Genomic DNA, 14,766 nt, shown 5'->3' on the forward strand with positions numbered 1-14,766 from the left:
AAACGCTAGATAATTATCGATAATAGCAAATGGCAATAAATAGATTGGCAAAAGTGCAAATTCGAGTTTGTCGGGCTGAAGTTGGCGTGTTATATACGAAGATAATTAAATTAGTATTTACGCGTGCTTATAGCATTGTATATAATATCTTTGTTGTGATAATCTGGATAAACAGATGTCGCATAGGAGGTAATCATGAGAATGCGAGATAACTACTCGGTGCAGTTTTTTGCTAACAGCAGGTTGTACCGAGGTTAATAAGAGTTATTTGCTGTCACATACTGCACCGAACAAATAATGAAGAACAGATTTTTATTTGAAAAGGAGCAGATATGAATACAGATAGAATAAGTGAATTAAGAAAAGAGTGGGAAGCAGAGGAAAAGGTTGCACACATACATGGTTGGGACTTTTCTCATATTCATGATAGATATGAAGAAGAGGATGACCTCCCATGGGACTACAAAAAGATAATTGAAGAGTTTCTTCTTCCTGATATGAAACTGTTGGATTTTGATACAGGTGGTGGCGAGTTTTTATTATCTTTGAAGCACCCATACAAGAACACTGCAGCTACTGAAGGATATGCCCCTAATGTTGAATTGTGTAAAGAGGTTCTCTTACCCTTGGGGATTGATTTCAGACCTTGCGATGATGAGTCTAATATCCCTTTTGCTGACAGCTCTTTTGACATAATGATAAACAGGCATGGAAGCTTTGATCCTGTGGAAGCACATAGACTTCTTAAGCCGGAAGGGCTTTTTATTACACAGCAGGTAGGAGGCAAGAATGACAGAGATCTTGTTGAGATGGTTCTACCGGATGTACCTGCACCTTTCCCCGAACTTGTATTATCAATTCAGAGAAAGAAGTTTGAAGAAGCAGGCTTTGAGATAATAAGGGCTGAAGAAGTTTTTAAACCAATCAGGTTCTACGATGTTGGTGCATTTGTATGGTTTGCGCATATTATTGAATGGGAATTTCCGGGATTCTCTGCTGAAAAATGCTTTGATAAATTACTTGAAATGCAGGAAGTAATTGACAAGAATGGTTATGTAGAAGGTACTATTCACAGATACCTTATAGTGGCAAAGAAAAAAGGCTGATAATGATGAAGCGGTAAGTATAGACTTGCCGCTCTTTTTAAAGGAGCGATAGAGTATGAATATAACAGATTTGCACAAGAAGTTATATGAGTTACAGGATTTGAAGTATCGTGATATGCAGATAAAGATAATTCCGAACATAGATCCGGAGTCAGTAATCGGTGTAAGAACTCCTGAACTTAAGGCTATGGCAAAAGAAATGCTTAAAGCCGGAGATTATATGGCCTTTCTTGGAGACCTTCCCCATAAGTACTTTGAAGAAAATCAGTTACATGCTTTTATCATCTCTGGCATAAAGGACATGGATGTATGTATGGAAGAACTTGAGAAGTTCTTGCCATATGTGGATAACTGGGCTACGTGCGACCAAATGTCCCCTAAGATTTTTAAAAAACACAGAGAAATACTTCTGATACACATAAAAAAGTGGATAACTTCCGGGAAGACATATTCTGTGAGGTTCGGAGTTGGAATGCTGATGGAACACTTTTTGGATGAGGATTATGATCCAAAGTACCCAGAGATGGTCGCTAAGCTAAGAAGCAAAGAGTATTACGTTAACATGATGATAGCATGGTATTTTGCAACTGCGCTGGCCAAGCAATACGAAAGCATCCTACCGTATATAGAAGGAAAACAACTCGATGACTGGACTCATAATAAAGCCATCCAGAAAAGCGTAGAGAGTAGGAGAATTACAGAGGAACAAAAGACATATCTAAAGTCCCTAAAAGTGAGGAAGGCCTAAATTGTATTTGCAATTTTGTGTTTTGTGATATATCTTTTTAAACTTTTATGATATTCTATTTCCTAAAGGTCAGCGGACTGGGGAAAAGAGCTGACAGAAAGAGGGAGTAGTATGAAAGGTTTTAAGGGGTTTTTAAAGAAAAAAGACATTGAGATTTCGTTAAAGAGATACGGGATCGATGCGCTTGGAGCAATGGCGCAGGGACTATTTTGTTCATTGCTCATTGGAACTATCATCAACACAATTGGTAAGCAGTTTAATATTCAGTTTCTGATGAAGACTGTGGCAACAGTAGCTGGCGTAGACTATACAGTTGGCGGGCTTGCTACCGCTATGAGCGGACCAGCAATGGCACTTGCAATTGGCTATGCGCTTCACTGTCCGCCACTAGTTCTTTTCTCAATGATCACAGTTGGATTTGCAGCTAACACACTTGGTGGAGCAGGCGGCCCTCTGGCAGTCTTATTTGTAGCAATCATTGCTGCAGAGTTTGGTAAGGCGGTTTCCAAGGAAACAAAAGTAGATATCCTGGTTACACCACTTGTAACTATTGCAGTTGGTGTGTTTTTCTCATGGCTGATAGCACCACCACTTGGAACTGCTGCTATGTGGATTGGTAATGTCATCATGTGGGCTACAGAGCTTCAGCCATTCCTTATGGGTATTGCTGTATCTGTTCTTGTAGGTATGGCTCTCACACTTCCTATCTCATCGGCAGCTATATGCAGTGCATTTGGACTTGTAGGACTTGCAGGTGGTGCTGCTGTTGCCGGATGCTGTGCACAGATGATCGGATTTGCTGTTATATCTTTCAAAGAGAATAAATGGGGCGGCCTTGTATCACAGGGAATCGGAACATCAATGCTTCAGATGCCTAATATTATTAAGAATCCTAGAGTATGGATAGCTCCAACACTTGCTTCTGCAATTACAGGTCCTCTTGCAACCTGTGTGTTCAAGCTTCGTATGAACGGCCCTGCAGTATCATCAGGAATGGGAACTTGTGGACTTGTTGGCCAGATTGGTGTATATACAGGTTGGGTTTCAGATATTGCAAGCGGAAGCAAGGCAGCAATTACAGCCTTTGATTGGGTTGGACTTATTCTTATTTCCTTTGTTCTTCCAGCAGTTCTTTCTCTTGTGATCCATGCAGGAGTAAAGAAACTTGGATGGGTAAAAGAGGGAGATCTGAAGCTCCAGTAATGGTCTAAACTTCTACTGTTATCTATTTAATAATGGAATTTATATTTATGAATTTGAGTGCAAGTAGTGAAAAAATGATATATGTAACGATAGCCATAGTTGCGGTTGTCCTGCTGGTATTGGCTATTCTGGCAATTATAAAACACATTAAAAATCGTCCTCTTCCAATGGATGAAATGGAGGGCCATGATTTTGAGTACTACTGTGCTGATATTTTAAAGGCCCATGGATTTTTGGATGTGGAAGTCACCAAGGGAAGCGGAGACTTCGGCGCTGATATTCTGGCTGAAAAGGATGGTGTCACCTATGCTGTTCAGTGTAAGTGCTATGACAAGCCAATTGGCGTAAAGGCTGTTCAGGAAGTGTATGCGGGAAAGGCGTATTACGACCGTATGGTCGGTGTAGTCATGACCAATCAGTATTTCACACAGCCCGCAGTTGACCTGGCACAGAAGCTGAATGTAATGCTGTGGGACAGAGGATATGTTGATGCCATGACGGATGAGGATGTTAAGGCAAGACACAAGTTTCAGCATTGAGAAGTGCTAACGAATACTATTTCGGGAATAAAAACTATGATAGTTAGAATAGAAGATGATTTTGATCTTAGGAAAATTGCAGACAGCGGTCAGTGCTTTAGGTTTAACGAATGTGGCGACGGCTACAGCGTTGTAGCTGGTGACAAGTATGTTTTTGTCAGAAAGGCTACTTCTGATGACGACAAAACAGGCGAAACTTTTGAGTTTGACTGCTCTAAAGAGGAGTTCGACACTTTCTGGAAGAACTACTTTGACCTAGACACAAACTATCGCAGGATTCGCGGATTGATAGATGCTAGAGAGGATGAGTATCTTTACTATGCATCTGAGTATGGAACAGGAATCAGAATCCTTCGTCAGGATCCATGGGAGATGCTTATTTCTTTTATCATTTCCCAGAGAAAAAATATCCCAGCCATCAAGGCTTCCATTGAGAAAATCTGTGAGGCAGCAGGCAGGAAGATTGCCACAGACAAAGAAGGGAAAGATGTTTATTCTTTTCCTACACCAGAGGAACTTTCAGCACTTTCAATAGAGCAGCTGTCTGCCTGCAGTCTGGGCTACAGAGATAAATATGTTAAGCAGGCTGCAATGGACGTGGCTAGCGGCGCAGTTAAACTTGATGAGTGGGATAACCTCGATGATGCAGGGCTTATGGAAAAACTCCTTGGTCTTTATGGCGTTGGAGTCAAGGTTGCAAACTGCGAGATACTATTTGGCTATCACAGACTTGATGCTTTTCCCAAGGATGTGTGGATAAATAAGGTGTTAGATATGAAATATCCACAGGGATTTTTGTTCGACAAATACAAGCCTTATAACGGAGTAATGCAGCAGTACCTTTTCTTTTACTCCAGAAGTGAAGGAATGAAAGACTAATAAAGAGTTAGATTTATATAGGAGCGTAGAAGGGTAGAACTTTCTACGCTCCTTTGATTGTTGCGTGGGACCGCAAAGAATCACCAGGAATAGCGCAGAGGTTGGTCAAATTTGTACATATACAACTTGCTAAAATTGTACATATTACTTATTGACGGTGGTTATAGAAAAATATTAAGATGATACCGTGTTGGCGGTGGATTTGGTGCTACTTTGGAAACAAAATACAACTTACATAGATGTAGACAACTTTGCGGGCCCAATCACCAATCAATACAATTAAGAGTTAAATTAATAAGGGTAAATAATCAAACCTTGAGGTAATAGAATTGTCCAAGTATCAAAAAGTAATAGACTGGTTAAATAAATGCATAGATGAAGAAAGTCTTAAGCCAGGAGATAAGATTCCATCGGAGAATGTGCTATGTGAGCAGTTTGGCCTTAGCAGGCAGACTATAAGGCATGCCATTTCCAAGTTGTCAGAAGATGGACTTTTAGAGAGCAGGCGTGGCAGTGGAACCTATGTATCTGATCAGCACGCTGAGGATGGGAATAAATCAGTTGTGGCAGTAGTTACAACTTATGTTGATGACTACATTTTCCCCAGCACCATAAGAGGAATAGAGAGTACATTAAGTGCCAAGGGTTACTCGATGCAGCTGTCTTTTACCAACAATACAACTGGAAGAGAGCAGGAAATTCTGACAGATCTTCTTGAGAGGGATGATGTGGCAGGCGTCATAATGGAGCCTGTTAAGAGCGCCCTTCCTAATCCCAATATGGAACTATACAGGAAACTTCAGGATAAGGGCATGAAGATTCTTTTCCTAAACAGCTTTTATCCGGAACTGCCATTTCCACATGTTTCTATAAATGATGAGGAATGCGCCTACAGAGCGGTAAAGGCCCTTGTTGAGGCAGGTCACAAGAGTATTGGCTGTGTACTTAAGCTCGACGATGGACAGGGAAGAGAGAGATACCGCGGATATCTGAGGGCTATGAACGAATGCGGTTTGTCTTTTACCTATGATCATGTGAACTGGATTGACACCATTGATATCAAGGATGGGAAAAGAGCTCTGTTAAGGGTAAAAGAAAGGCTATCCGGCTGCACTGCAGTCTTTTGCTACAACGATCTGGTGGCGGGGATGTTAATGCAGATGCTGATAGATGGCGGCATGAAGCTTCCGAGGGATATGTCGGTAATTGGTATGGATGATTCTGATATGGCCAAGATAGGCATTGGAGGTATCACCATTTCTTCGATTCCTCATCCCAAGGCAAGACTTGGGGAGAAGGCAGCCCAGAATATGATAAGGCTTATACACAGCACTGGTAATTTTACCAATGCAACGTATGAGTTTGCGGAAAATGTGATCCTTAGAGGATCTGTGACAACAGTCAAGTAAGCAATCGACTTTACATAATAAATTTAACTACATAGAAAAAAGGAGAAAAGGTATGGGAGACGTAAAAAGCTTAATTGCAGAGGGAAAAACACTTCTTGGTATTGAATTTGGTTCAACAAGAATAAAGGCAGTGCTTACAGATTATGAGTACAATCCAATCGCTTCAGGTTCACATTCCTGGGAGAACAGGCTGGATAATGGAATCTGGACATATACACTTGATGATATCTGGACAGGCCTTCAGGACTGCTACAAGAAGCTGGCTGAAGATGTTGAGAAACAGTATGGAGAGAAACTTGTTAAGATTGGTGCCATGGGCTTTTCAGCTATGATGCACGGCTATATGGCATTTGACAAGGATGGGGAGCTTCTTGTTCCATTCAGAACCTGGAGAAATACAATCACAGAGAAGGCTTCAGACGAGCTTACAGAGCTCTTTGGATATCACATTCCACAGAGATGGTCAATTGCACATCTCTATCAGGCAATCTTAAACGGTGAGGAGCACATTTCAAAGATCGATTTCTTTACAACACTTGCAGGTTACATTCACTGGCAGCTTACAGGAGAGAAGGTCCTTGGTGTAGGCGATGCTTCAGGTATGTTCCCAATTGATTCAAAGACTTGTGACTACAACCAGAAGATGCTTGACCAGTTCGATGAACTTATCGCAGGTAAGAACCTTGGATGGAAGATAAGAGATATCCTTCCTAAGTCTCTTCCAGCAGGCGCAGCAGCAGGCACACTTTCTGCAGAGGGTGCAAAAAAGCTTGATCCTACAGGAATTCTTTTATCTGGAATCCCAGTATGTCCTCCAGAGGGTGATGCTGGAACTGGTATGGTTGCAACAAACTCTGTTGGTGTTAGAACAGGTAATATCTCAGCTGGAACATCAGTATTTTCAATGGTTGTTTTGGAGCACAGCCTTTCAAAGGCTTATCCTGAGCTTGACCTTGTAACAACTCCAAGCGGAGAAGAGGTTGCTATGGTGCACTGCAACAACTGTACTTCAGACCTTAATGCCTGGGTTGGACTTTTCAGAGAGTTTGCTGGTGCTATTGGTCAGGATATTGATGACGACACACTTTATGGAACACTTTATAGAAAGGCTATGGAAGGCGACGCAGACTGCGGCGGACTTCTTGCATACAACTATTTCTCAGGCGAGAGTATTACAGGCTTTAATGAAGGAAGACCTCTTTTTGTAAGAAGACCAGATGATAAGTTTAATCTTGCAAACTTCATGAGAACACATCTCTACACTGCACTTGGTGCACTTAAGGCTGGTAACGACATTCTTATGAAGGAAGAAAATGTTAAGGCTGATTTTTTCTTTGGCCAGGGCGGATTCTTCAAGATCAGAGGTGTTGGTGACAGAGTAATGGCAGCAGCCCTTAATACACCAATCAAGCTTATGGAGACAGCAGGAGAAGGCGGCCCTTGGGGACAGGCTATCCTTGCAGGATTCATGCTTCAGAAGGCAGAGGGCGAGACTCTTGAGAAGTTCCTGAATGAAAAGGTATTTAAGTCAGGCAAGGTTGAAACCTTTGAGCCTGTTGCAGAAGATGCAAAGGGATTTGATGAGTTCATGAAGGATTACAATGCTGGTCTTGCAGTTGAGAGAGCTGCTGTTGATAACCTCAAGTGATCACAAAAGAAAAAATATAGTCAATGATGCGTATCTGTGCCATTGATAACAAGTGGCACAGATATGAGATAAGGAAGATGAAGATATGTTAGAAGAACTTAAGAAAAAAGTATATGAAGCGAATATTCTTTTACCCAAGTATGGCCTTGTTACCTTCACTTGGGGAAATGTCAGCGCAATTGACAGAGAGAGCGGTCTTTTTGTAATAAAGCCAAGTGGTGTTGATTACGAGACAATGACTCCTGATGACATGGTTGTTATGGATCTGAATGGCAACAAGGTTGAAGGAAAGCTCAATCCATCATCAGATACACCTACACATGTTGAAATTTACAAGGCATTTAAAGAGGTTGGCGGTGTTGTCCACACACATTCTTCCTATGCTACAAGCTGGGCACAGGCTGGAAGGAGCATTCCATGCTATGGCACAACTCATGCAGATTATTTCTATGGCGAGATTCCTTGCGTAAGATGTCTTACCAAGGAGGAGATAGAGGATGCCTACGAGGAGAACACTGGACACCTTATTGTTAATGAGTTTGAGCGTATGGGAAAAGATCCAGTGGCTGTACCAGCAGTTCTTTGCAAGAACCATGGAGTATTTAGCTGGGGTAAGGATGCTCACGAAGCAGTTCACAATGCTGTTGTTACAGAAGAAGTTGCCAAGATGGCTTACAGATGCGAGGTTATAAACCCAAGAGTTATGCCTGCACCACAGGAACTTCAGGACAAACATTACTATAGAAAACATGGCGCTAATGCTTATTATGGACAGAAGTAAGCAAAATCAGCATACATTTTTTAGCAATTAATAGAGAACTTTGGGCATTAATTAACATAGACCGCATTTTTTTATTATGGTACATTTTATATGCAGTTAATTAGAAATGCGTAATTAATAACTTCGTGCAGCCTTTGGTTGCAGATAGAAAAAGTGGAGGAATTATGACAAACAAAGAATTGCAGAAGATTGCAAACGAAGTCCGTAAGGGCATTGTCACAGCGGTTCACGCAGCAGGTGCTGGTCACCCAGGCGGATCACTGTCAGCAGCAGATATTTTCACATATCTGTATTTTGAGGAGATGAATGTTGATCCACAGGATCCCAAGAATCCTGATCGTGATCGCTTCGTTCTTTCTAAGGGACATACAGCACCAGGCCTTTACTCTGTAATGGCACAGAAGGGATACTTCCCAGTAGAGGAGCTTACAACACTCCGTAAGCTTGGAAGCAGACTTCAGGGACATCCAAGTATGCAGTATCTTCCTGGCCTTGACATGAGCAGCGGATCTCTCGGACAGGGAATTTCAGTTGCATGTGGTATGGCTCTTTCTGCAAAGCTTAACAATAAAGACTACAGAACTTACACACTTCTTGGTGATGGTGAGATTGAGGAAGGACAGGTTTGGGAGGCAGCTATGTTCGCTGGATTCCGTAAGCTTGATAACCTCGTTGTTATTGTTGATAACAACGGCCTTCAGATTGACGGACCTGTTGATCAGGTTTGCTCACCATATCCTATCGACAAGAAGTTTGAGGCATTTAATTTCCATGTGATCAATGTTGATGCTCATGACTTTGACGCCCTCAGAGCTGCCTTCAAGGAAGCAAGGCAGACCAAGGGTCAGCCTACTGCAATCATTGCTCATAGCTTGAAGGGTAAGGGCGTATCCTTCATGGAGGGCCAGGTTTCATGGCACGGTGTAGCACCTAATGATGAAGAGTATGCAAGGGCTATGGACGATCTTAACAAGATCGGCGCAGCTTTAGAGGCTTGAGGAGGTAAACATGAGCGAAGTTAAGAAGATTGCTACTAGAGATAGCTACGGAAAAGAACTTATAGAGCTTGCAAAGGTTAATGACAAGGTTGTTGTCCTTGATGCTGACCTTGCAGCAGCAACAAGAACTGGCTGGTTCAAAAAGGAATTCCCAGATCGTCACATCGATTGCGGTATCGCAGAGTGTAACATGATGGGCATCGCAGCTGGTCTTGCAACAACAGGCATGATCCCATTCGTAAGCACATTTGCTATGTTTGCTACAGGACGTGCATTTGAGCAGGTACGTAACTCAATCGGTTATCCACACCTCAACGTTAAGATTGGTGGAACACATGCAGGAATCACAGTAGGTGAGGACGGAGCTTCTCATCAGTGTAATGAGGACCTTGCACTTATGCGTACAATTCCTGGAATGGTTGTTATGTGTCCTGCAGATGACATCGAGGCAAGAGCCTGTGTAAGAGCAGCAGCTGAGCACGAAGGCCCTGTATACATCCGTTTCGGACGTGCAGCTTGCCCAGTAGTTAACGACAGACCTGATTATAAGTTTGAACTTGGAAAAGGTACTGTACTTAGAGAGGGTACAGATGTTAGTATTATAGCAACTGGTATCGGAGTAGGTTCTGCTCTTGAAGCTGCTGAGAAGCTTGCAGCTGATGGTATCAGCGCAGAAGTTGTTAACATCTGCACTATCAAGCCTATCGACAGAGAGCTTGTTGTAGCAACTGCCAAGAAGACTGGCAAGGTTGTTACAGTAGAAGAGCATTCTGTAATTGGTGGTCTTGGAAGCGCTGTATGTGATGTTCTCTCAGAGGAATGCCCTACAGTAGTCAAGAAGATCGGTATGCAGGACAGATTTGGTGAATCCGGATCTGCAGCAGCACTTGTTAAGAAGTATGGCCTTGATGGTGATGGTGTTTATGCATCAGTAAAGGAATTTTTGAAATAATGATGAATAATATTCTAAGTCCTTCAATTTTATCAGCTGACTTTAGTATTCTTGGACAGCAGATAAGAGAAGCAGATGAGGCTGGAGCCGAGTATATTCATATCGATGTAATGGATGGCATTTTTGTGCCATCCATTTCCTATGGTATGCCGGTAATCAAGAGTATCAGAAAAACAACAGATAAGGTTTTTGATGTGCACATCATGATCACAGATCCTATCAGATACATTGAGGATTTTGTAAAGTCGGGTGCAGATATCATTACCTTCCATCTGGAGGCAACAGACGATGCCATGGCTGTGATAAACAAGATCCATGACTGTGGCATCAAGGCTGGAATATCAATAAAGCCGGGAACACCTGTAGAAGAGCTTGTTCCATATCTTGATAAGGTGGACATGATCCTTGTTATGACAGTTGAGCCTGGATTTGGTGGCCAGTCTTTTATACCTGAGAGTATTGGCAGAGTTAAAAAAGTCAGGGAGATGCTGGATGAGAGAGGTCTTTTGACAGATATTGAGGTTGATGGTGGTATCTATCCTGAGAACGTTGAAAACGTGATGGATGCTGGTGCCAACGTCATTGTATCTGGCTCAGGCGTCTTTAAAGGTGATGTTGCAGCAAACGTTAAAAAGTTTATAAACATATTTCAGAATCGTTGACTGAGATTTTTTATTGGAATATACTTGTCGTAAGAGATGGGGGCTCATGTGGGATACACATGAGCTTTTCTGTTTCTTTTTTACCAGATGATGATTGTTTGATTGCCCAGGAAGGATGAACATGAGAAAAAGAATTCCCGTACTAGTTGCAGGTTTTGTTTCGATTGCCATGATGGCAGCATGTGGTAAGGAAAAAACGGAAGAGTATTCAATTGAATATGGAACAGCAGCTGTAACAGATGTTTCACAACCAGATGTTGCTGCGATTGAAGCGCCCGAGGAAGCTTTGCCTGGTGAAAAAGACATTGATAAGCTTACTGTCTGCTTTGTGCCATCACATGACCCTGGTGAGACAATTAAATCTACAGAGCCGCTCAAGGGCCTACTTATAAATGAGCTTTCCAAAGAAGGCTATAACGTGAAAAGTGTGGAAATTACGGTTGGTTCAACTTATGAGTCAGTTGGTGAAGCTCTGACGGCAGGCACTGTGGATGTGGGCTTTGTTCCTGCCGGGACTTATGTTATGTATGATGAAGGGTGCGACGTTATTCTCACGGCTACAAGAGATGGCCTTTCACTTGATAGCGAAGACCCAAGAGACTGGAACGAGAATAAGCCGACAGAGAGAACTACAGATCAGTGTACCTATTACAGAGGACTTGTGATTGCGGGGCCTTCTAAGGGTGGACGAAAGATTGCTGAAAAAGTCAACGGAGGACAGGAGATACTATGGGAAGACCTGGATGCTTTAAAATGGAGCATAATGGATTCATCTTCTCCTGCAGGCTTTGTTTATCCTTCACTTTGGATACAGCAGAATTTTAATATGCATATTACAGATGTGACCTATGCAGAGGTTTCGGATAATTATGACACTGCTTTTTCAAGGCTTGCAGCTGGTAAAATAGATATTCTTGTTACCTACGCTGATGCAAGACTTGATCAGGAAGAGAAGTGGAAGGAATCCTATGGCAGGACAGATAGCATTTGGGATGAGACTGATGTCATAGGAGTGACTGCAGGAATCTATAACGATACTGTCTGCGTCAGCAAGACATCTCCGGTAATGACAGATGAGCTAAAAGAGGCAATAACCAATGCCCTAATCAATATTGGAAACACTGATGAGGGAAAAGAAGCAGTATCTATCTACAATCACAAGGGCTACACCAGGGCAAGTTCAGAAGACTACGACTCTGAGAGGGCTGCCCAGAAGATGATGATGTCTATGAATTAACAATTCTCTGTACATAATGGATGGATTATTATAATATATCAGAGGGGAAGATATCGGTAGGGATATCTTCCTTTATTCGTTTTATAGTTAGGAGCAAAGAAATGCGTATTATTTTTACTTCAGATACCCACGGTCATGTTTTTCCTGTTAATTATGCCAAGAACAGTCCGGAGAACTCAGGCCTTTTCTGCCTTGCATCACAGATAAAAAAAGATGCAGATACTCTGGTGCTTGACGGAGGCGATTCACTTCAGGGAACACCACTTATGTCATATTACCTTGAGCACAAAGATGAATATGATTTTCATCCTATGGCTGAGGGATTTAATGAAATGGGCCTTGATTACTACACTCTTGGCAATCATGATTTTAACTTTGGCTATGAAGCTATAGCTGATTATGTTTCCTATATGAAGGCCACACTCATAAGTGCAAACGTAGAGGATTTTGGTGGAAAGCTTGGTATAAAGAAAAATGTTATTCACACCATGCCAGATGGAACAAGAGTTGGCATTACAGCAGCAGTTACAGGCTACGTTAACGTGTGGGAACAGCCTGAGCACCTGACTCTTTTAAAGGTTACTGATCCGGTAGAGGCTTTAAAAGAGCAGTATGAGGAGCTAAAGGGTAAGTGTGATCTTACAGTTGCCATTTACCACGGCGGATTTGAAGAGGACCTTAAGACTGGAGCTCTTTTATCTCAGACCACAGAGAATCAGGCTTGCAAGATAGCAAGGGAGACTGGCTTTGATATCCTCCTTACAGGTCATCAGCATATTGCGGTCCCAAGCGTTGTAATAGAAGGCACTCACGGCGTTCAGCCACCCTCTAATGCGCTTAAATACTGTCTTTTAAATATTGACAAAAAGGAACAGGGCTTTGATATAACATCAGATCTTGTTACACTTGATGCGCCAGATGAGAGATGTCAGAAGATACTTGATGCTCATAGCTTTATGGATGAACTCACAGGCAAGATTCAGGTCTGGCTTGATGAACCAATAGGATGTCTGGAAAAAAAAATTGAACCCGAGGGAAAGCTTGATGCTGCCCTAGGCGGGAGTAAAGTCGCAGCTATCTTCAATCAGGTACAGCTAGACTACACAGGTGCTGACTTTTCCTGCACCAGTCTTGCCAATGATCCGCTGGGACTCAAGAAAGAGATTACCGTAAGAGACGTTCTTGGAATCTATCAGTTTGCCAATACAGTTGAGGTAAAAGAGGTAACAAAGGCGGTCCTTAAGGCAGCACTTGAGAGAAGCGCAGAGTATTTTGATTATGATAAAGAGACAGGCGAAGTTACTGTATCAAAGAAGTTTCTCCAGCCCAAGATTGAGCATTATAACTACGACTACTACGCTGGACTCGAATATGAATTTGACCTTACAAGACCTGTTGGAGACAGAGTTGTGAAGCTTAAAAAGCTTGATGGAACTGAGCTTTCAGATACTGAGACTTATACTCTTGCAACCAGTAACTACAGAGCAACAGGTACTGGCGGATACGAATGCATAGGTAATTGCAAGGTTGCCAGAAGCTACTCCGAAGAAATGCCGGATCTATTGATAAACTTTATCCGCAAGAATACTCCAGTTCCAGAAATACATAATTCAATATTTAAGTGCATTCATTAATTGACTTTTACAGGCACAAAAGGCATACTAATATAGAGTAATTATCGATAAAAGAAGGACGAATATGTATAAGAGATTAGAAAGAAACGACCAGTGCTGGTGTGGAAGTGGCAAGAAGTACAAAAGTTGCCACGCTGCTTTTGATGACAAGCTTATTCATTATGAGCATGAAGGCTTCATCATTCCTGACAGAAGTCTTTTCAAAACTGAGAAGGATATCGAGGGAATCAAGAAAAGTGCAGTTATCAATATGGCTGTCCTTGATGAAGTAGGAGATAAGATCCGTGCCGGTATGTCTACACAGGAAATAGACGATATTGTCAACGATGTGACCAAGAAGATGGGAGGCATCCCAGCGGACTTAGGTTATGAAGGATTCCCAAAGAGCGTTTGCACATCTATTAATGAGCAGGTTTGTCATGGAATTCCTTCCAAGGATATTATTCTGAAAGATGGAGACATCATCAATGTAGACTGTTCTACAATTCTTGATGGCTATTTTTCTGATTCATCACGAATGTTTATGATCGGTGATGTTTCTCCAGAGAAAAAGAGACTTGTTGAGGTTACCAAGGAGTGCATGGAAGCTGGTATCAAGGCAGTTATTCCTTGGACACCAATTGGCGATATGGGACATGCGGTTCATCAGCATGCTCTTAAAAATGGATATACTGTGGTCAAGGAAATCGGCGGTCATGGCTGTGGCAATGAGTTTCACGAGGAGCCTTATGTCAGCCATGTCAGCAGACCTGGAACAGGAATGCTCATGGTTCCTGGGATGGTATTTACTATTGAGCCTATGGTCAACATGGGTAGAGATGAGATCTTTATTGATGAAGAAAATGACTGGACAGTATATACAGCAGATATGAAGCCGTCAGCTCAGTGGGAAGTTGAACTTCTTGTTACTGAGAATGGACCAGAGCTTTTGTGCTGGTAATAGAATAGATATTATTAGATTTGAAAGGGT

14 protein-coding genes are annotated in these 14,766 nt (G+C 42.1%); all 14 read left to right on the forward strand.

The window, feature by feature from the left end; translation table 11 throughout:
- Positions 1-332: 332 nt before the first annotated feature.
- The 14 genes from G631_RS0112235 (at position 333) to G631_RS0112300 (ending at position 14,736) form a co-directional block, all read left to right on the forward strand.
- Positions 333-1,106 (forward strand): methyltransferase domain-containing protein, encoded by a 774-nt coding sequence (locus G631_RS0112235; RefSeq protein ID WP_026489696.1) that lies wholly within the window; start codon positions 333-335, stop codon positions 1,104-1,106.
- A gap of 55 nt (positions 1,107-1,161) precedes the next feature.
- Positions 1,162-1,854 (forward strand): DNA alkylation repair protein, encoded by a 693-nt coding sequence (locus tag G631_RS0112240; protein WP_026489697.1) that lies wholly within the window; start codon positions 1,162-1,164, stop codon positions 1,852-1,854.
- A 111-nt stretch (positions 1,855-1,965) separates the two neighbouring features.
- Complete coding sequence (locus G631_RS0112245; RefSeq protein ID WP_026489698.1) at positions 1,966-3,057, forward strand: PTS transporter subunit IIC; 1,092 nt, start codon at positions 1,966-1,968, stop codon at positions 3,055-3,057.
- A gap of 47 nt (positions 3,058-3,104) precedes the next feature.
- A complete protein-coding gene (locus G631_RS0112250; protein ID WP_026489699.1) occupies positions 3,105-3,596 on the forward strand; it encodes a restriction endonuclease in 492 nt (163 codons plus the stop codon).
- Positions 3,597-3,632: 36 nt separating this feature from the next.
- Entirely contained in the window at positions 3,633-4,475 is an 843-nt protein-coding gene (locus G631_RS0112255; protein ID WP_035789794.1) for a DNA-3-methyladenine glycosylase family protein, read from the forward strand.
- Positions 4,476-4,804: 329 nt separating this feature from the next.
- Complete coding sequence (locus G631_RS0112260; RefSeq protein ID WP_051197213.1) at positions 4,805-5,884, forward strand: GntR family transcriptional regulator; 1,080 nt, start codon at positions 4,805-4,807, stop codon at positions 5,882-5,884.
- A gap of 52 nt (positions 5,885-5,936) precedes the next feature.
- Positions 5,937-7,532 (forward strand): xylulokinase, encoded by a 1,596-nt coding sequence (locus G631_RS0112265; protein WP_026489702.1) that lies wholly within the window; start codon positions 5,937-5,939, stop codon positions 7,530-7,532.
- Between the two features lie 85 nt (positions 7,533-7,617).
- Complete coding sequence (locus G631_RS0112270; protein ID WP_026489703.1) at positions 7,618-8,313, forward strand: L-ribulose-5-phosphate 4-epimerase; 696 nt, start codon at positions 7,618-7,620, stop codon at positions 8,311-8,313.
- A gap of 164 nt (positions 8,314-8,477) precedes the next feature.
- Positions 8,478-9,311, forward strand: a complete 834-nt coding sequence (locus tag G631_RS0112275; RefSeq protein WP_026489704.1) for a transketolase — start codon at positions 8,478-8,480, stop codon at positions 9,309-9,311.
- A 10-nt stretch (positions 9,312-9,321) separates the two neighbouring features.
- Positions 9,322-10,263, forward strand: a complete 942-nt coding sequence (locus tag G631_RS0112280) for a transketolase family protein (RefSeq protein ID WP_026489705.1) — start codon at positions 9,322-9,324, stop codon at positions 10,261-10,263.
- Positions 10,264-10,265: 2 nt separating this feature from the next.
- The gene (gene rpe / locus G631_RS0112285) at positions 10,266-10,925 is read left to right on the forward strand and encodes a ribulose-phosphate 3-epimerase (RefSeq protein ID WP_026489706.1); all 660 of its coding nucleotides are present in this window, start codon (positions 10,266-10,268) and stop codon (positions 10,923-10,925) included.
- Between the two features lie 121 nt (positions 10,926-11,046).
- Entirely contained in the window at positions 11,047-12,162 is a 1,116-nt protein-coding gene (locus G631_RS0112290) for a phosphate/phosphite/phosphonate ABC transporter substrate-binding protein (RefSeq protein WP_026489707.1), read from the forward strand.
- 101 nt (positions 12,163-12,263) lie between these two features.
- Positions 12,264-13,796, forward strand: coding sequence for a bifunctional metallophosphatase/5'-nucleotidase (locus G631_RS19095; RefSeq protein WP_035789795.1), 1,533 nt, complete (start codon positions 12,264-12,266; stop codon positions 13,794-13,796).
- Between the two features lie 64 nt (positions 13,797-13,860).
- Entirely contained in the window at positions 13,861-14,736 is an 876-nt protein-coding gene (locus G631_RS0112300; protein WP_026489708.1) for a methionyl aminopeptidase, read from the forward strand.
- Positions 14,737-14,766 lie beyond the last annotated feature (30 nt).

The sequence above is a fragment of the Butyrivibrio sp. XBB1001 genome (assembly GCF_000424505.1).
GTDB lineage: Bacteria > Bacillota > Clostridia > Lachnospirales > Lachnospiraceae > Butyrivibrio.